The sequence below is a fragment of the Curtobacterium sp. PhB190 genome (assembly GCF_004365385.1).
Classification (GTDB): Bacteria; Actinomycetota; Actinomycetes; order Actinomycetales; family Microbacteriaceae; genus Curtobacterium.
Window position 1 is genome coordinate 296386 of sequence record NZ_SODN01000005.1, and the last position, 17706, is coordinate 314091.

Below are 17706 nucleotides of genomic sequence, written 5' to 3' on the forward strand. Positions count from 1 at the left end.
GAGGAGACACCATGGACATCGCTGGATCGGTCGCACTCGTCACCGGCTCGAACCGGGGCATCGGACGCCGCTTCGCCCTGCAGCTGCTGGAGCGCGGCGCCACCAAGGTCTACGCGACCGCACGCCGACCCGAGCTCGTGGACATCGAGGGCGTCGTGGCGCTGCCGCTCGACATCACCGACCCGGCGTCGGTCGAGGCGGCGGCCGCAGCCGCCGGCGACGTCACCCTGCTCGTGAACAACGCGGGCATCTCGACGACGGGCTCGCTGCTCACCGACGACCTGACCGATGCGCGCCGCGAGATGGACACGCACTACTGGGGGAACCTCGCGATGATCCGGGCGTTCGCACCGGTGATCGAGCGGAACGGCGGCGGCGGCATCGTGAACGTCCTGTCCGCACTGTCCTGGTTCGTCTACCCGGGATCCGGCGCGTACGCGGCGGCGAAGGCCGCCGAGTGGAACCTGACGAACGCCGTCCGGTTGGAGCTCGCCGGCAAGGGGATCAGCGTGCAAGGGCTGCACCTCGGGGCGGCGGACACGGACATGATGGACGGCTACGAGGGGCCGAAGGTCGACCCGGCCGACGTGGCGCGGGCCGCGCTGGACGGCGTCGAGCGGGGCGCGGCCGAGGTCGTCGTCGACGAGTGGAGCAGCGCGGTGAAGGCGTCGCTGTCGCAGGACCCGTCGGCGTTCTACGCGCAGTTCGCCTGAGCAGGGTGACGCCTGGGCGTGGTGGAGCCCCGGCGTCGGGCCGCGGCTGGGAGTGCTCACATCCGCGGGTCCCACACTGACGCCACGGTGTCGCCGTACCGAGTCCGAGATCCTCTCGAGCTCCCGCGGGGATCCGCCAAGGGAGTCATCATGACGGACCAGTCCGAGGCGGCCTCGACGCCGCTCGCGCTCACGAGTGTGGTGGCCTCCGGCCTGCCCACCGAGCTCGGCAAGCCCACGGCGGCGAAGTACTACGACGTCCCGGCGGTGTTCAACCGCCGACCCGACGCAGCCGAGATGGCCGGCCTCCGCGGTGCCGACGGACACGCGCAGCTCGTGACGGCCGGCTACCCCGACGTCACGCTCGACGTGCAGGACCGTCGTCTCGTCATCGGCAACACGAACCTCGGACAGCTCGAACGCGGTCTCGCCACGGTGGTGGCGACGATCGTCGACGTCGTGAGCCGGGCGTCGTTGTTCGACAAGGAGCAGGTCCGTGACGCAGCGCGCATCGAGTTCGACGACCGCACGGCCCGGGCCCGCGAGGTCACGCGAGCGGCGGAGCGGATCCACTTCGTGCCGGAGCCGTCGCGCGTCAGCGCGGGCTGACCGTGTCCGCGCGGGTCGACGTGCCCGGCGGGCGACGCCAGCGGGGCACTGCGCTAGCGTTGCAGCACGCGGGGACCGGATCAGCCCCGTGTTCACGGACCCGGATGGTTTCCTCGCGATGAACGACTTCACGACGGCAGTCTCCGCACTGCAGGCCGCACCCGACGGCACCGACATGTGCCCGCCGTTCCTGACGACGCTGCCCGTGACCGGGGTCGGCATCTCCACCCTCGGCAACCCACTCGGGTCGGCGACGGTGTGCGCGAGCGACGCGCGCGCCGCGCGGATCGACGAGATCCAGTTCGACCTCGGCGAGGGCCCGTGCTGGCAGGCGTTGACGACCCGCCGCCCGGTCCTGGAGTCCGACCTGTCCGGCACGACGAACACCGACTGGCCCCTCGCGCTCGAGGAACTCCTGCGCGCCGGGGTCGGGGCGGTGTTCTCGTTCCCGATGCGCATCGGGACGATCCCCGTCGGCGCCGTCGACCTGTCCGTGGACAGCGAGCGCACCCTGACCGTGGGGCAGATCCGCGGCGCCGTGGAGCTCACCGAGGTCGCAGCCCGTCGGGTGCTCCGTGGTGCCCTGCTCGCTGCGGCCGCCGACGGTCGTGCCGACATGGGCACCAGCCGCTACTCCCGACGAGAGGTGCACCAGGCGACCGGCATGGTCGCAGCACAGCTCGGGGTGGACGTCACCGACGCCCTCCTCGTGCTGCAGGCGCACGCCTTCGCCACCGAACGCACCGTCCGCGACGTCGCCACCGACGTCATCGCTCGCCGCATCGACCTCGCCCGGCCGTACGGTTCCGAGAACTGAGGAGCACGCACCATGGCACCGACCCGCGAGCGCCGGCTCATCGACACCTTCGTCACGCTGACCGACACCCTCGTCGACGAGTACGACGTCGTCGACCTGCTGCAGAACCTGGTCGACAGCGTCGTCGACATCTTCGACGCCTCGGCGGCCGGCATCCTGCTGGCCAACCAGCACCAGGAACTCGAGGTCGTGGCGTCGACCAGTGAGCGGTCCAGCTTCGTCGGACTCCTCCAGCTCGACGCCGGCGAAGGGCCGTGCGTGGAGTGCTTCGCGACCGGGCGTCCGGTGTCCGTCAGTGACCAGGCGGAGATGCAACGCCGGTGGCCGACGTTCGCCGCCGCGTCCGCCGAGTCGGGGTACGCGTCGGTGCACGCGATCCCGATGCGGTTGCGGGACACCACGCTCGGGTCGCTCAACCTGTTCCGCGAGACCGAGGGTGCGCTGAACCGCGACGATGCCTTGGCTGCTCAGGCCCTGACCGACGTCGCGACCATCAGCATCCTGCAGCAGCGGACCCTGCAACACGCGGCGCTGACGCAGGCGCAGTTGCAGCGAGCCCTCGACAGCCGGGTCGTGATCGAGCAGGCCAAGGGATTCGTGGCGTACACGCACTCGGTCGACACCGAGGCGGCGTTCGAACTGCTGCGGCAGTACGCGCGGTCGAACCAGGAGCGCCTCGCCGACGTCGCCCGGGCCATCGTCGAACGCCGCCTGGTCCTCCCCGCCTGATCCCGTGTGTCCCCGGTCCGGGCCGGCGTACGATCACGAGCAAGTCGTAGCCCCGGACCCCGGTTGCAGGCGCAGCACTGGATCCAGGAGGAAAGCATGGGCGACGAACTGGTCGTACCGACGGGCTACCGGAAGACCGAACGACGGTCGCCTCGGACCGACACCACCTCCACGTACACCGCGCTGCTCGCGCAGGTCCGCACCGCTGGGCTCCTCGGTCGCCGCACGGGCTGGTACTGGGGCCTCATCGCAGTGCTCGCCGCGCTGCTCGGCATCACCGGCGGGGCGTTCGCCGTGCTCGGCGGCTCCTGGTACCAGTTGATCGTCGCGGGGGTGCTGGGCGCACTGTTCACGCAGTTCGCGTTCCTGTCGCACGAGGCTGCCCACCGACAGGTTTTCGCGTCGCACCACTGGAACGACCGAGCGGCCCGGTACGCCGGCACGTTCCTGACCGGCATCAGCTACGCGTGGTGGATGAACAAGCACACCCGGCACCACGCCAACCCGAACACCGTCGGCAAGGACCCCGACATCTCGTTCGACGCGATCTCGTTCCGACCCGAGGACGCTGCCAGCCGGACCGGGTTCCTGCGTGTGCTCGTCCGCGTGCAGGGCTACGCGTTCTTCCCGATGCTCCTGGTCGAGGGCGTGAACCTGCACTGGCAGTCGATCCGCACGTACACGAGCCGTGGCCCGGTGAAGCGACGGTGGGCCGAGGGATCGGTCTTCGTCGGCCGGTTCGTGCTCTACCTGGGTGTCGTGTTCTGGTTCCTGCCGGTCGGCCTGGCCTTCGCGTTCCTCGGTGTCCAGCTCGCCGTGTTCGGGTTCCTCATGGGGATCGCGTTCGCGCCGAACCACAAGGGCATGCCCGTCATCGAACCCGGCCGCCGCGTGGACTTCTTCTCGCGCCAGGTCCTGACCTCGCGCGACATCGGTGGCGGCGCCTGGGTCGAGTACTTCATGGGCGGCCTGAACCACCAGGTCGAGCACCACCTGTTCCCGAGCATGGCCCGACCGAACCTGCGGGCCGCCCGGGACATGGTCCGGAAGTACTGCGCGGACCAGGGCGTGCCGTACACCGAGACGACGCTGGTGCACTCCTACGTCATCGTGGTCCGCTACCTCAACGAGGTCGGTCTGGCGGCTCGCGACCCGTTCGCGTGTCCGATGGTCGAGCGGCTGCGCTGACCGACCGCGACGGCTGGGCGCTTCCTGTCCTGTTGGCGCAGCCCTGGACCTGACGGGGCTCATCGGCGAGCATGGACCCGATCAGGGACGGCGGGCACAGGGGCCCACCGCGGGAAGGGCAACCATGCGTCCTGTCAGGAACACGCTCACCACCGGGGCGGTCATCGCACTCGTCGTCGGCCTCACCGCGACGGCGGCACCCGCGCAGGCGGCGACGCCGGGGGCATCGACGCCGGCCGCCGGAACCCGCTGCGCCACGGGGACGCTCTCGGTGCAGACGCTCCGGTCGGGGTGCACGGTCTCGTCGGGCACGGTCGCGCTGCCCGACGGCCGCACCTTCGCCGTGCCGGCGCCCGGTGAGAGCGTGATGGCGAGCAGCTCCGCGGCGCCGGGTGCTCCGGAGCTTGCGGAGGTCGTCATCGCGAACACCGGCACCGGCGGTGTCGCGGTCCGCATCGACGAGACCTGGAGCGGTTCGGCGCCCGCCGTGCGCCGCGAGCAGGCGAGGAGCGCGGCAGCCAGCGGTGCCGCCGGCGCACCCGCAGCGCCGGCCGCCACGACCGCGGCCACCACCAAGTGCACCAGCACGGCCAACGTACGGAACAAGTACCGCTGGTCGAGCACGGTGCAGTGGTACTACAACGAGTCCGGCCAGAAGTCGTCGTACGCCAAGGACGCCCTGCGCAAGGCGGCGAACGCGTGGACCGGCACGATCGCGTCGTGCGACCGCACCGTGACCTCGTCGGCCCGGAACTCCTACGTGCGCCTGGCGACCCAGGTGCCCGGGCTCACCGACAAGGGCGGCTGCTCGAAGAGCAACGGCTACAGCGTCGTCGGATGGGGCAAGCTGCCCTCCGGCACCCTCGGCGTGACGTGCGTCTGGTACGACGGCAACGGCGTCGCGAAGGAGTCCGACCAGCGGTACGCCACCAGCTACAAGTGGAGCTCGACGACCACCTGCTCGGGCGCACGGTTCGACACCCAGGCCGTCGCCACCCACGAGTGGGGACACCTGTACGGACTCGGCCACGTCAAGACCGGAACCGGTCAGGTCATGGAGCCGTCCGGCGGGTACTGCGACACCGGCTCACGCACGCTCGGGCTCGGCGACATGACCGGCATCGCAGCGATCTACTGAAGCGCGGCTGCGGGCCGCGGGCCGTCGTCAGACCCCGTCGGGGTCCTCAGACCGCGTCGGCGCGCAGGAAGTCCGCGATCGGGGTCGATCCCGAGTTGAACCGGATGGTGTTGCCCGCCGTGCCGGGGGTCTCGAGCACGTCGGCGATCACGTGTGCGACGTCGCCGCGCGGCACGTCGCTCGACGAGCCCGCCCAGTCGACCGAACCGGTGGCGTCGTCGTCCGTCAGGGTGCTCGGCGCCACGATGGTCCACTGCAGACCGGAGTCGCGCACCACGGCGTCGGCGATCGCCTTCGACTGCGCGTAGGCGAAGAAGTCGTTGTCCTGCGGTACCCCGTGGTCGAGCTGCGACCCGGACCACGACACCATGACGTAGCGGTCGACGCCAGCCTGCTTCGCGCCCTGCACCGACAGGATCGCGGCGTCGCGGTCGATCGCCCAGGTGCGGTCGACGGACCCGCCGCCGGCACCGGCCGACCACACGACGGCGTCGTGCCCGTGGACGAGCTCCGCGAAGTCGGTCAGGGACTGCTGCTGGATGTCCGCGACACGGGGTTCGCCGCCGTGGGCACGGATCTCGTCGGACTGGTCCGCGTCGCGGATGACCGAGGTGACCGAGTGGCCGCGGTCGCTGAGGATGCGGGTGGTGAGGAGTGCGACCTTGCCGTGGCCGCCGAAGACGATGACGTTGCTCATGCGGCGGACGCTACTCGGGCCGGCTCAGTACCCGCAGTCCGTGAGGACCCTCGGAGCGCTCGCGGCCCGCGTGCGTACGGTCGGACCTGATCACGACTGGAGACACGATGAGCACGCAGCACGAGCAGCACACCCTGGTCCGCACCCTGGTGCTCGGCATCCTGAGCGGCGGCCGCAGCGCCACCCCGCTCGCGGTGCTGGCGCTGAACCACGACCGGTCCTCGCTGAAGGGGTCGTGGCAGGACTGGAAGGTCTTCAGCACCCCGCTCGGCCGCGGGCTGCTCGTCGCCTCGGCCGTCGGCGAACTCATCGGCGACAAGCTGCCGATGACCCCGAACCGCATCTCCCCCGCCGGCCTGATCGGCCGCATCGGGTCCGGTGCGCTCGTCGGCGCGGCACTCGGCACGACCGGCAAGCGCGACCTGCGCATCGAGGGCGCGATCCTCGGCGGCGTCGGTGCGATCGTCGGGTCGTTCGTCGGGTGGGGTGCCCGCAAGCTCGTCGGTGCCACCACCCGCCTGCCCGACCCGGTCGTGGCGCTCGCCGAGGACGCCGCGACCATCGCCGGCTCCGTGAAGGTCATCACCGCCGACTGATGCGCATCGTCGTCATCGGAGCCACCGGCCACATCGGCACGTTCCTCGTCCCCCGCCTCGTCCGCGCCGGTCACGAGGTCGTCGCCATCAGTCGCGGCACCAGCACCCCCTACGCCGACTCCCCCGAGTGGCAGCGGGTCGAACGCGTCACCGCGGACCGTGAGCAGGAGGATCGCGGCGGCACGTTCGGAACGCGGATCGCTGCGCTCGGCGCCGATGCCGTTGTCGACCTGGTCTGCTTCACCGAGCCGTCCGCCGCCGCCCTCGTCGAAGCGCTCCGCGGCACGGGCACGCACCTCGTGCACTGCGGCTCGATCTGGCGCGCGGGTGCATCCCGTGTGCTGCCGATCACCGAGGACGACTTCACGCCGCCCTTCGGCGACTACGGCGTGCAGAAGGACGCGATCGCGCGGATGCTCATGCAAGAAACCGTGTCAGAGGGTTTGGCGACGACGACGCTGCACCCGGGGCACATCAGCGGTCCGGGCTGGATGCCGATCGGTCCGCTCGGCAACCTCGACCCGTCGGTGCTGACGAGGCTGTCCGCCGGTGAGGCGATCGAGTTCCCCGGGCTCGGCGCCGAGGCCATGGCCCACGTGCACGCGGACGACGTCGCGCAGGCCTTCCAGCTCGCCGTCGAACGCCGCGAGGCGGCGGTCGGCGAGGACTTCTTCATCACGGCGCCGACGGCGCTCACCGCGCGTGGGTACGCCCACCTGGCAGCGTCGTGGTTCGGCCAGGAGGCCCGGCTCGAGTCCGTCAGCTGGGACCGGTTCCGCGAGACCACGACTCCCGAGCACGCTGGCGCCAGCTGGGAGCACCTGTCACGCAGTCAGGTGTTCAGCGTCGAGAAGGCCCGCCGTCTGCTCGGCTACACGCCGGGCTTCACCGCCGAACAGACGGTGCTCGACGCCGTCCGCTGGCAGGTCGACCACGACCAGATCGAGGTCGCCGGCCCCCTCGTCGCCTGAGGGACCGGCCGCGACCTCAAGCGGCGGGCGCACCCTCGTTCACGGCGGCGAGCCCGTTGAGCGTCCGCGGGTAGCCGATCACCGGCACCAGGACGGTGAGCACGTCGAGCAGCTGCTGCCGGGTGTTCCCGACGTGCAGGTTGCCCGCGACGTGTCCCGTGACCTGCGCGTCCGCACCACCGAGCGCGACGAGGACCGCGAACGTCAGCAGCTCACGCGTCGGCAGGTCGAGCCCGTCCCGTCCGACGGTGTCGCCGAAGCAGTTGCCGGACAGGAACCGCTGGAGGTGCACGGTGTCGTCGGCCGCGTTCTCGTACATCGCGTCGACACGTCCGGCGCCGACGACGGCGCTCTGGACCGCACGGCCCCGTTCGAGTCGGTCGTCGGGGGTGGTCGTCGACTGGCCCGGGAGCGGCAACTCGACACCGCGCGCGATCAGCACGTCGTTGGTGATCGTGAGGAAGTCCGAGGCGCGTGCGGACCCGACGTAGGCGACGGCCTGGTACCCGATCTCCTTCGCCTCGACCGGGGTCAGTGATTCGTCGAGCGCGGCGCCGAGCAGCTGTCGGAAGGCGGTCTGCGCGCCGGCGGCGATCATCGCGCCGAGCTGCACGACCGCGCGGTCGTGGCTGCTGAGCGACGCGTGCTGCAGCGTCTCGTCCACGAAGTCGGCGTGGTACTGGGCGAACTCGGGGTCGGTCTCGGCGAACGTCATGTCCCCGACGCTACGACCGCTCCGCCGGCCGAGGGAGGTAAGGGCCTCCCCCCTTTCGCCGTGGGTGACCGGCCTAGCGTGGCAGCCGTGCCCGGCGAGACCCGCGGGCACGGAGAGGAAACCATGGAGTACCGCCAGCTCGGACGCACCGGCGTCGAGGTGAGCCCGCTCGCTCTGGGCACCATGATGTTCGGTCCGTGGGCGAACGCCGACGTCGACGACTCGATCCGGATCATCCACCGCGCCCTCGACGCGGGCATCAACTTCGTCGACACCGCCGACGCCTACTCGGACGGCGTCTCCGAGGAGATCGTCGGCAAGGCCATCAAGGACCGCCGTGACGACGTCGTGCTCGCCACCAAGTTCTTCATGCCGATGGGTGAGGGCCCGAACCGCTCCGGGGGCTCGCGCCGCTGGATCATGCAGGAGGTCGAGAACTCCCTGCGCCGCCTCGGCACGGACCACATCGACCTGTACCAGGTGCACCGCCCGTCCCCGACGACGGACGTCGAGGAGACCCTGGGCGCCCTGACCGACCTGGTCCGCCAGGGCAAGGTCCGGAACATCGGATCGTCGTCGTACTCGGGCGCCGAGATCGTCGAGGCCCAGTGGACCTCGGAGCGCCGTGGCCTGGAGCGCTTCCGCACCGAGCAGCCGCCGTACTCGATCCTGGTGCGTGGCATCGAGGAGGACGTCCTGCCGACCACGCAGCGCTACGGCATGGGCACCCTCGTCTACAGCCCGCTCGGCGGCGGCTGGCTCAGTGGCCGCTGGCGCAAGGACGCTCCCGGCACCCCGACGGCGAAGCACCGCCCCGCGGCCCGGTTCGACATGTCGACGCCCGCGAACCAGCGGAAGCTCGACATCGTCGAGGAACTCGCACTCCTGGCCGAGTCGCAGGACATGTCCCTCATCGAGATGTCGCTGGCGTGGGCGATCCGGCACCCCGGCGTCACGAGCGCGATCATCGGCCCGCGCACCATGGAGCAGCTCGAGTCGCAGCTCCCTGCCGCCGACCGCGTGCTCAGCGACGAGGTCCTGGACCGCATCGACGAGCTCGTCGCACCGGGCGTCACGATCAACCCCGACGACAACAGCTACGGGCAGCACACCCTGGTGCCCGCCGCACGTCGCCGGTGAACGCGACCGACTGACGGACGGGAGGCCCGCGGCCAGCTGGCCACGGGCCTCCCGTCCGCCATCTGGGCACGCGCGCAACGTCAGCGACGTCGGAACAGCTCGCCGAGGTGCCACGGGCCGGGCGCGAGCCGCACAGCGGCCTCGGCACGCACGCGCTCCTCGAGCGCACGGTCGCGGGTCAGGTCGTGGATCTCCTGCTCCGCGCGCCAGCGGAACCGCAACCGGCCCAGGAACCCGAGCGGCGCGGCGGCTGCGGTCGTCGGGACGGACTCGGTCTCGCTCATGCGTCCTCCGGTTCCGGGACGGCTGCGGCCGTCGTGGCGACGAGGTTCGCGAGCAGCTGCAGGCGCTCCTCGGACGGTGAGCCCGGCTCGGTGCCGTAGGCGATGAGCGTCAGACCGGTGTCGGTCGCGAGCTCCATCGTCTCGTACGTCAGGTCGAGGTCGCCGACCTCGGGGTGGTGCACCCGCTTCGAGCCGTTCAGGTGCCGCATGACGCCGTGCGCGGCCCAGCGCTGCCGGAACTCCTCGCTGCGGGTGGAGAGCTCGCCGATCAGGTCGGTCAGCCCCTTGTCGTACGGCGACCGGGCGGCCTCGGCACGGAGCACGGCCACCATGTCGCTCGCGACGACGTCCCAGTCGCGCCAGAACTCCTGACCGCGCGGGTCGAGGAACGCGAAGCGGGCGGTGTTCGGGGTGCCGGCGGGGTCGAGGAAGAGCGGCGAGTAGAGCGCACGTGCCAAGGCGTTGCCGGCCAGGAAGTCCGAGCGGCCGTTCCGGACCCACGCGGGCATCGTCATGCCGTCGAGCATGCGCTGCACGTTCGGTCGGACCTTCGACGTCGGGGGCTTCCGCCGCGTGGTCGCCGAGGCGTTCTGCACGCGGGCCAGGTCGAACAGGTGCGCGTGCTCGGCGTCGTCGAGGCGCAACGCGCGCGACAGCGACTCGAGCACGCTCTCCGAGACGCCGGTGAGGTTCCCGCGCTCGAGGCGGATGTAGTAGTCGACGCTCATGCCGGCGACGAGCGCGAGCTCCTCGCGGCGGAGACCCTTGACCCGTCGGGCGCCACCGAAGTCGGGCAGCCCGACCTGCTGCGGCGTGACGCGTTCGCGGCGGGTGCGGAGGAAGTCGCGCACTTCGCTCTTGGTGTCCATGCGTCCACGGTAGGACGGTGCCGGGCGGGGAAGAAGGGGCTGCTGGTACCCGTCAGGGTCAGGGGCACCGGCCTAGCGTCGTGGGCATGGACACACTCACCCTCAACAACGGACTCGAGATCCCCGCGATCGGCTTCGGCGTGTTCCAGAGCGCACCCGACGAGACCGTGGACGCGGTCCGCACGGCACTGGAGACCGGGTACCGCCACATCGACACCGCCGCCGCGTACGGCAACGAACGCGAGGTCGGCGAGGGCATCCGCGCCTCCGGCGTCGACCGCGACGAGATCGTGGTCGAGACGAAGATCTGGGTCTCCGACTACGGCTACGACGAGACCCTGCACGCGTTCGAGAAGGCCACCGGCAAGCTCGGGTTCGACCGCGTCGACGTGCTGATCCTGCACCAGCCCGCGCCGGACCGCTTCGAACGGACGGTGCAGGCGTACAAGGCGCTCGAGACGCTGTACGCCGACGGTCGGGTCGGAGCGATCGGCGTGAGCAACTTCATGCCGCACCACCTGCAGTCGCTGCTCGACGCGACCGACGTCATCCCGGCGCTCAACCAGGTCGAGCTGCACCCGTACTTCACGCAGCCGGACGTGCAGCGCGCCGACGCGGAGCACGGGGTCCTCGACCAGGCGTGGTCCCCCATCGGCGGGATCACCTTCTACCCGGGCTGGGGTGACGAGCGGGTCAGCGTGATGGACGACCCGACGATCCGGACCATCGCCCAGACGCACGGCAAGACGCCGGCGCAGGTGATGCTCCGCTGGCACGTGCAGCAGGGGCGGAACGCGATCCCGAAGTCGACGAACCCCGGACGGATCGCGGAGAACTTCGACGTCTTCGACTTCGTACTGTCCGACGACGACCTCAGGGCCTTGGACGAGCTCGACACGGGCCGCCGGAACGGCCCGGACCCCGACGGTGCGGACACGAGCCGCTTCGAGCGGGTGATCCCGGAGGCCTGACGCGGACCAGGAGACGGCCAGGAGGCCCGTGGCGGCGCCGCCACGGGCCTCCTGGCCGTCACGGGGTCGGCACTCAGGCGAGCGGGTCGCCGTCCGGCGGCTCGTCCGTCCTCGTCGGCGCGCCCGGCACGGCGCGCTCCGGCAACCAGATGACGAAGGTCGACCCGTCGGAGCCGCGACTCTCGAGGCGGAGGCGGCCCTCGTGGCTCTCCACGATCTGGCGCGCGATCGACAGCCCGAGGCCGCTGCCGGTGGAGGCGTCCGAGGACTCCCGGTAGAAGCGGTCGAACACCCGTGGCCGGGCATCGTCGCCGATGCCGGGGCCCTCGTCACGCACCGCGAGCCACGCCCACCCGCGGACGCTCCCGACGCCGATCGTCACGGTGGAGCCGACGGGTGCGAGCCGGACGGCGTTCGAGAGCAGGTTGCCGAGTGCGCGCGACAGGGCGTCGGGATCGGCGAACACCACCGGGCCGCCGTGGATCCGCTCGCGGATCGTGAGGTCGCGGCGGCTCGCCAGGATCCCGTACTCCGCAGCAGCGGACGCGGCCAGCCGCGCGACGTCGACGTCGCGGTCGGTGAAGGCCTCGGACCGGGTGCGGGCGGTCGCGAGCAGGTCCTCGAGCAGGCGGCTCATCCGCCGGGTGGACTGCAGCACGACGTCGGCTGACGCCTGCCGTTCGGCCGGGGTAGCGGCGTCGTCCGCGAGGACGGCCTCGACGTTCGACTGCACGACGGCGACGGGGTTCCGCAGTTCGTGGGAGACGTCCTCGACGAGCATCCGTTCGGCCCGGAACGCGCGGTCGAGCCGGTCGAGCATCCCGTCGATGGTGTCGGCGAGGGTGTGCAGCTCGTCGGGAGGTCCTGACGCGTCGATGCGGCGTGACAGGTCGGTCGCGGTGATCTCCTGCGTCGCCCGGGTGATCGCACCGACGGGGCGGAGCGCGCGGCCGGCGACCCACCAGCCGATCGCCAGGCTCAGGACGAACATCACGACGAGGGCGATGATCGAGTACTGCTGCAGCGACTGCAGGGACGTGTAGTTGACGGCGCGCTGCACCGTCTCGAGGTCGGCGACCTGGAACTGCTCGCCGGGCTTGTAGACGATCGTGCCGTCGGCGGCCTTGTAGAACTTCTTCACCGTGACGGGGTTGAGGGGCTCGGCGCTGACCGTGCTCGACAGGGCGACGTAGACGGCGGCGAGGGCGAGTGCGGTGATCCCGAACAGGACGGCGCTGTACGTCAGGGTCAGGCGCATCCGGATCGTGCGTGCCCAGGCCGGCAGGCGGAGGAACCGGCGGTGGCCGACCTCGCGCCTGGCGCGGTCGAGCGCGCTCACGACGCAGCGCCGGCAGCGCCGGCCGCGCCGACCGCCCGTACCGGCGCGGCTGGCGCTCCGAGCGTCGACGAGTCCCCGGTGCCGTCCTCGGTGAGTTCCCGGAGCCGGTACCCGCGGCCGACGACGGTCTCGATCGCCGGCTCTTCGTCCGCGACGCTGAGCTTCCGGCGGAGCGTGCCCACCGTGACCCGGACGGTCTGCGTGAACGGGTCGGCGTTCTCGTCCCACACGTGCTCGAGCAGTTCCTCTGCCGACACCACGTAGCCGACACGGCCGAGCAGGTACCGGAGCACCCCGAACTCCTTCAGGGTCAGCGCGAGTTCGCGGTCGCCACGGCGCGCGAGCTGCCGCGCGGTGTCGACGACGATCGGGCCGTCGACGAGCACGGAGGACGCGGCCTCGCCCGAGCGCCGGGTGAGTGCGCGCATCCGGGCGGTGAGCTCGACGAGCGCGAACGGTTTCACCAGGTAGTCGTCGGCACCGAGGTCGAGCCCGCGGACCCGATCGCGCAGCTGGCCGCGGGCGGTGAGCATGAGGATCCGTGGGCCGGGGCCACCGGACCCACCGGGTTCGCCGGTCGACCGGAGTTCGCCGGCGAGCTCGAAGCCGTCCCCGTCCGGCAGGTTCACGTCGAGCAGGACGATGTCGTAGTCCGTGACGGCGAGCTTCCCGCGGGCGTCCCCGAGCGTGCCGGCGGCGTCGACCGCGTACCCCTCACGCTGCAGGGCGACGCGCAACGCGGTCACCAGACCGGCTTCGTCCTCCACCATCAGCACGCGCATGCCTCACGGTAACCAGGGCGGCTGGGCGACTGACAGGTACTGTCCGTTCCCCCTTTTCGGTCCGGTTTCGATCCGGCTTCCCGTCGTTTTCGCCCCTGGCGACTGGAGTGGGACGCACCCGAACGACAGGAGGACACCATGACCGAAGCCGCCCACGCCGACCCGTACACGACGCCGTCCGCGTCAGCCGTCCTCGAACGCGCACTGTTCGAGGTCAAGCACGTGGTCGTCGGCCAGGACGCCATGGTCGAACGGATGATGATCGGGCTGCTCGCCCGGGGCCACGTGCTGCTCGAGGGCGTCCCCGGCGTCGCGAAGACCCTCGCGGTGCGCACCCTGGCCACCGTCGTCGGCGGGGACTTCGTCCGCCTGCAGTTCACCCCCGACCTGATGCCGTCCGACATCGTCGGCACGCGGGTCTGGCGGCCGTCCACCGAGACCTTCGACGTCGAACCCGGACCGGTGTTCGCCAACCTCGTGCTCGCGGACGAGATCAACCGCGCTCCCGCCAAGGTGCAGTCGGCGCTGCTCGAGGCGATGGCCGAGCAGCAGGTCTCGATCGGTGGGCAGACCCACCGGCTCCCCGACCCCTTCATCGTGCTCGCCACCCAGAACCCGATCGAGAACGACGGCGTGTACGCGCTCCCCGAAGCGCAGCGCGACCGCTTCCTGCTCAAGGTCGACGTCGACCATGCCGACGAGCTCGGGGAGCTGACCATCGTGCAGCGGATGAGCGCCGACCGGCCACGCGCGCAGCAGATCCTGACGGTGCCGGACATCGTCCGGCTGCAGGCCGAAGCCGAGCAGGTCTTCGTGCACCACGCGGTCGCCATGTACGCCGTGCAGCTCGTGATGGCGACCCGCCACCCGCACCGGTACGGCGTGCACACCTTCGACGGAGTACTCGAGTACGGCGTCAGTGCTCGCGGGTCGCTCGGCCTGGTCGCCGCGGCCCGTGCGCTCGCGCTCCTCCGGGGCCGCGACTACGTGCTGCCCGGTGACATCGCGGACGTCGCCTCCGACGTGCTCGCGCACCGCCTCGTGCTCACCTTCGACGCCGTCGCCGACGGGGTCGACCCCAGGACCGCTGTGGAGGCCGTGCTCGCGGCCGTCCCGCAGCCTCGGATCGCGGCGTCCGAGGACCCGAGCGCGGTCGCGGCGGGCGGTGACGTGCGGTACCCCCCAGCCGCACCGACCCCCGCCGCGGCCGCTTCCACCCCGTACGAGGCGACGCCGTGAGCGACGACGCACGGCTCCGCCGCCTCGAGCTCACCGTCCGGCGCCGTGTCGACGGCACGGTGCACGGCGACCACCAGGGCCTGTCCCTCGGCACGGGCAGCGACCCCGAGGAACTCGTGCGCTACCAGCCCGGGCACGACGTCCGCCGGATCGACTGGAACGCCACGGCTCGCGCCGGCGAACCGTACGTCTGGCTCACCCGCGCTGAGCACGCCCTCGAGACGTGGGTGCTGGTCGACCGTTCGCCGAGCATGGCCTTCGGCACCACCGACCGTGAGAAGGCCGACGTCGCCACCTGGACGGCGGCGGCGATCGGCCTGCTCACCACCGGCGCGGGTGACCGGGTGGGACTCGGCGTCGTCGGCACCGAGGGGATCCGCTGGACCCCTCCGCGCGCCGGTCGCACCACCGCCCGCCGCGTGCTCCGTGCCGATCCAGGCCCCCGCGACGGCGTCCCGACGACCGACCTGTCCGCAGCGCTCCGCGTGTTCGCCGCCCAGGCGCCCCGCCGCGGTCTGCGGGTCGTCATCAGTGACCTGCTCGACCAGCCGGCGACCGACAGCGCGCGGCTGCCGTGGGAGCCCGCCCTGCGTCGGCTGTCGGCACGCCACGAGGTCATCGTCGTCGAGGTGCTCGACCCCCGCGAACTCGACCTGCCCGACGTCGGCGACGTCGTCTTCGTCGACCCGGAGTCCGGCGCCCAGCGCGTCGTCGCCACCTCGGACCGGGCACTCCGCACCGCTTACGCCGCCGGAGCAGCCGCCCACCGCGCGGCCACCGCCACCGCCGTCCGCGCCGCCGGGGCCGACCACCTGGTCCTGCGCACCGACGATGACCTCGGCCGCGAACTCACCCGCTTCATCCACCGCCGGCACCGCACGCCCGCCCGATCGGCACGGAGGACCCGATGACCTTCCTCACACCCTGGTTCCTGCTCGCCCTGGTGCCGGTGGCGGCGCTCGCCGTCGCGCACCTGCTCGTCCAGCGCCGACGCCGGCGGTACGCCGTGCGCTTCGCGACCCTGCCGATGCTCGACAAGCTCGTCCCGAAGCAGCCCCGGTGGCGTCGGCACCTGCCCGCGGCGCTCGTCCTGGTCGGCCTGACCGCCCTCGGCTTCGCCGGTGCGCGCCCCGAGATCGACGTCCGGGTGCCCTACGAGCGTGCCACGGTGATCGTCGCGATCGACACGTCCGGCTCGATGCAGGCCGACGACGTCGACCCGAACCGGCTCGAGGCCGCCAAGTCCGCCGCCGAGTCCTTCGTCGCCGAGATGCCGGAGACGTTCAACGTCGGGGCGATCGCCTTCGCCGGCGGCGCGGACGTCCTGGCTCCGGCCACCCGCGACCACGAAGCGGTCCGGGAGGCCATCGCCGGGATGGACGACGGCGGCGGTGGGACGGCGATCGGCGAGGCCGTCTTCGAGGCGGTCGGCGAGGTCGACCGCCTCAGTGACGAGGGTGCCACCGGCTCGGCGTCGCCGTCCCCGACCCCCGGCGGGTCCGGGGAACCGGAGCGCATCCCGGCGCGACTCGTGCTGCTCTCCGACGGCGCGAACACCACCGGGCGCGAACCCGCCGCGGCCGCCGAAGCAGCTCGCGAAGCCGGCATGCCCGTCTCCACCATCGCCTACGGCACCGATTCCGGGGTCGCGAACCTGTGGGGGACGCAGCAGGCCGTCCCCGTCGACGAGACCTCCCTCCGCCAGCTCGCGGACGAGACCGACGGACGGTTCTACCGGGCGTCCAGCACCGACGAACTCCGCGAGGTCTACCAGGACATCGGCTCGTCGATCGGTTGGCACGAGGAACCCGTCGAGATCACACCATGGCTCGCCCTGCTCGGCATGCTCCTCGCCCTCACCGCCGGCGCGCTCTCCCTCCGCTGGTTCGCCCGCATCGTCTGAACACGAGGACACGACCATGAGTGACACCCCTCCCGGCATCGGCCGGCCCGCAGGTCCACAGCACTGGTCCACCGGCGCACCGCCCGAGCGATCTGCGCGACCAGACGGCGGACGGGAGGCCCGGGACCAGCTCGCAACGGGCCTCCCGTCCGTCCCCACGCCCGTCCAGGGCCCCCCACCGGACCCGGCCACCCGCCGGTCCGAGTTCGACGAGCCGGCACCGCGCCGCGAGCGGCGGGGCGGCGGCCGGACCGCGACCGTCCTCGTCGCCGCGCTCGTCCTCGGCGGCACCGCGGGGGTCACCGGCGCCCTGCTCGTCACCCCGGACTCCCCGGTCAGCGCCCCGGTGGCCGGGCGGCAGCAGTCCGGCACGTCCGGCTCGTCGGGGACGTCCGGCTCGTCCGGCGGTACTGCGACCGACGCCGAGGACGCCGCCCAGCGGATGCTGCAGAGCGTCGTGCAGGTCCGCACGACCGGCGGGAGCGGCTCCGGCTTCGTCATCGACGATGCCGGACACGTCATGACGAACCACCACGTCGTCGACGGTTCGTCGGCCGTCCGGCTCGTACTGCCCGACGGCACCAGCACCGACGGCCGGGTCGTCGGCAGCGACGAGGACAGCGACATCGCGGTCATCGAGGCGACCGGCCTGACCGTGCCCGCAGCCGACCTCGGACGCAGCGCCGACCTGCGGATCGGCGAGTCCGTCATCGCGGTCGGGTCCCCGCTCGGCCTGAACGGCACCGTCACCTCGGGCATCATCAGCGCCCTCGAACGGACCTCGCAGCGATCCGCGCAGCCGCTCGTGCAGACCGACGCGTCGATCAACCCCGGCAACTCCGGCGGGCCGCTCGTCGGGCTCGACGGCCGCGTCGTGGGGGTGAACACGTCGATCGCGACGCTCGGCTACTCCTCCGGCAACATCGGCATCGGCTTCGCGGTGCCCATCGACGACGCCGCACGGATCGCGGACGACATCATCCGGGGCTGACGCTCCGCGGGGCAC

At 71.9% G+C, this 17706-nt stretch carries 19 protein-coding genes and 1 pseudogene; 14 read left to right on the forward strand and 6 right to left on the reverse strand.

Annotated features, from left to right (window positions below; translation table 11 throughout):
- Positions 1-11: 11 nt before the first annotated feature.
- From EDF47_RS10565 to EDF47_RS10590, 6 genes are all read left to right on the forward strand, one after another.
- Positions 12-713, forward strand: coding sequence for an SDR family oxidoreductase (locus tag EDF47_RS10565; protein WP_123292971.1), 702 nt, complete (start codon positions 12-14; stop codon positions 711-713).
- A gap of 150 nt (positions 714-863) precedes the next feature.
- Positions 864-1322: a hypothetical protein gene (locus EDF47_RS10570; RefSeq protein ID WP_123339352.1), complete on the forward strand. Its 459-nt coding sequence runs from the start codon at positions 864-866 to the stop codon at positions 1320-1322.
- Positions 1323-1440: 118 nt separating this feature from the next.
- Complete coding sequence (locus tag EDF47_RS10575) at positions 1441-2139, forward strand: GAF and ANTAR domain-containing protein (protein WP_131845127.1); 699 nt, start codon at positions 1441-1443, stop codon at positions 2137-2139.
- Between the two features lie 12 nt (positions 2140-2151).
- Complete coding sequence (locus EDF47_RS10580) at positions 2152-2868, forward strand: GAF and ANTAR domain-containing protein (protein ID WP_123339354.1); 717 nt, start codon at positions 2152-2154, stop codon at positions 2866-2868.
- Positions 2869-2964: 96 nt separating this feature from the next.
- Entirely contained in the window at positions 2965-4056 is a 1092-nt protein-coding gene (locus tag EDF47_RS10585) for an acyl-CoA desaturase (protein WP_131877861.1), read from the forward strand.
- 124 nt (positions 4057-4180) lie between these two features.
- Positions 4181-5194 (forward strand): matrixin family metalloprotease, encoded by a 1014-nt coding sequence (locus tag EDF47_RS10590; protein ID WP_123292976.1) that lies wholly within the window; start codon positions 4181-4183, stop codon positions 5192-5194.
- A gap of 46 nt (positions 5195-5240) precedes the next feature.
- On the opposite strand, the gene EDF47_RS10595 is transcribed toward EDF47_RS10590, so the two are convergent.
- The gene (locus tag EDF47_RS10595; RefSeq protein ID WP_123292977.1) at positions 5241-5891 is read right to left on the reverse strand and encodes an SDR family oxidoreductase; all 651 of its coding nucleotides are present in this window, start codon (positions 5889-5891) and stop codon (positions 5241-5243) included.
- A gap of 107 nt (positions 5892-5998) precedes the next feature.
- On the opposite strand from EDF47_RS10595, the gene EDF47_RS10600 reads away from it, so the two are divergent.
- The gene (locus EDF47_RS10600) at positions 5999-6487 is read left to right on the forward strand and encodes a DUF4126 family protein (protein WP_123671330.1); all 489 of its coding nucleotides are present in this window, start codon (positions 5999-6001) and stop codon (positions 6485-6487) included.
- Positions 6487-7458 (forward strand): NAD(P)-dependent oxidoreductase, encoded by a 972-nt coding sequence (locus tag EDF47_RS10605; protein WP_133938143.1) that lies wholly within the window; start codon positions 6487-6489, stop codon positions 7456-7458. Before EDF47_RS10600 ends, EDF47_RS10605 begins: the two co-directional genes overlap by 1 nt.
- 16 nt (positions 7459-7474) lie before the next feature.
- Here the strand turns inward: EDF47_RS10605 and EDF47_RS10610 are convergent, their stop codons facing one another.
- Positions 7475-8173 (reverse strand): carboxymuconolactone decarboxylase family protein, encoded by a 699-nt coding sequence (locus tag EDF47_RS10610; protein WP_133938145.1) that lies wholly within the window; start codon positions 8171-8173, stop codon positions 7475-7477.
- A gap of 123 nt (positions 8174-8296) precedes the next feature.
- Between EDF47_RS10610 and EDF47_RS10615 the strand changes: the two genes are divergently transcribed.
- The gene (locus tag EDF47_RS10615; protein ID WP_132099730.1) at positions 8297-9313 is read left to right on the forward strand and encodes an aldo/keto reductase; all 1017 of its coding nucleotides are present in this window, start codon (positions 8297-8299) and stop codon (positions 9311-9313) included.
- Positions 9314-9393: 80 nt separating this feature from the next.
- Here EDF47_RS10615 and EDF47_RS10620 read toward each other — a convergent pair whose 3' ends face one another.
- Together EDF47_RS10620 and EDF47_RS10625 are read right to left on the reverse strand one after the other, a co-directional pair.
- On the reverse strand, positions 9394-9597 hold the full coding sequence (locus EDF47_RS10620) for a hypothetical protein (RefSeq protein ID WP_123671333.1): 204 nt from the start codon (positions 9595-9597) through the stop codon (positions 9394-9396).
- Positions 9594-10466, reverse strand: a complete 873-nt coding sequence (locus EDF47_RS10625) for a helix-turn-helix transcriptional regulator (protein ID WP_165901010.1) — start codon at positions 10464-10466, stop codon at positions 9594-9596. Before EDF47_RS10625 ends, EDF47_RS10620 begins: the two co-directional genes overlap by 4 nt.
- Positions 10467-10552: 86 nt before the next feature.
- Here EDF47_RS10625 and EDF47_RS10630 point away from each other — a divergent pair, with 86 nt between their 5' ends.
- Complete coding sequence (locus EDF47_RS10630) at positions 10553-11437, forward strand: aldo/keto reductase (protein ID WP_133938147.1); 885 nt, start codon at positions 10553-10555, stop codon at positions 11435-11437.
- Between the two features lie 73 nt (positions 11438-11510).
- Here the strand turns inward: EDF47_RS10630 and EDF47_RS10635 are convergent, their stop codons facing one another.
- Both EDF47_RS10635 and EDF47_RS10640 read right to left on the reverse strand, forming a co-directional pair.
- Positions 11511-12776: a HAMP domain-containing sensor histidine kinase gene (locus EDF47_RS10635; RefSeq protein ID WP_208320978.1), complete on the reverse strand. Its 1266-nt coding sequence runs from the start codon at positions 12774-12776 to the stop codon at positions 11511-11513.
- A gap of 101 nt (positions 12777-12877) precedes the next feature.
- Positions 12878-13558, reverse strand: a pseudogene (locus tag EDF47_RS10640) (response regulator transcription factor); the annotation flags it as partial.
- A 138-nt stretch (positions 13559-13696) separates the two neighbouring features.
- Between EDF47_RS10640 and EDF47_RS10645 the strand changes: the two are divergent.
- The 4 genes from EDF47_RS10645 to EDF47_RS10660 are packed head-to-tail and all read left to right on the forward strand — an operon-like array spanning position 13697 to position 17691.
- Positions 13697-14797, forward strand: a complete 1101-nt coding sequence (locus tag EDF47_RS10645) for an AAA family ATPase (protein ID WP_133938151.1) — start codon at positions 13697-13699, stop codon at positions 14795-14797.
- Entirely contained in the window at positions 14794-15708 is a 915-nt protein-coding gene (locus tag EDF47_RS10650) for a DUF58 domain-containing protein (RefSeq protein WP_133938153.1), read from the forward strand. Before EDF47_RS10645 ends, EDF47_RS10650 begins: the two co-directional genes overlap by 4 nt.
- On the forward strand, positions 15705-16700 hold the full coding sequence (locus tag EDF47_RS10655; protein WP_131877843.1) for a VWA domain-containing protein: 996 nt from the start codon (positions 15705-15707) through the stop codon (positions 16698-16700). Before EDF47_RS10650 ends, EDF47_RS10655 begins: the two co-directional genes overlap by 4 nt.
- 16 nt (positions 16701-16716) lie before the next feature.
- Positions 16717-17691 carry a trypsin-like peptidase domain-containing protein gene (locus EDF47_RS10660; RefSeq protein ID WP_131877841.1) on the forward strand — a complete coding sequence of 325 codons (975 nt, stop codon included), beginning with the start codon at positions 16717-16719 and terminating at the stop codon, positions 17689-17691.
- The last annotated feature ends 15 nt before the right edge of the window (positions 17692-17706 follow it).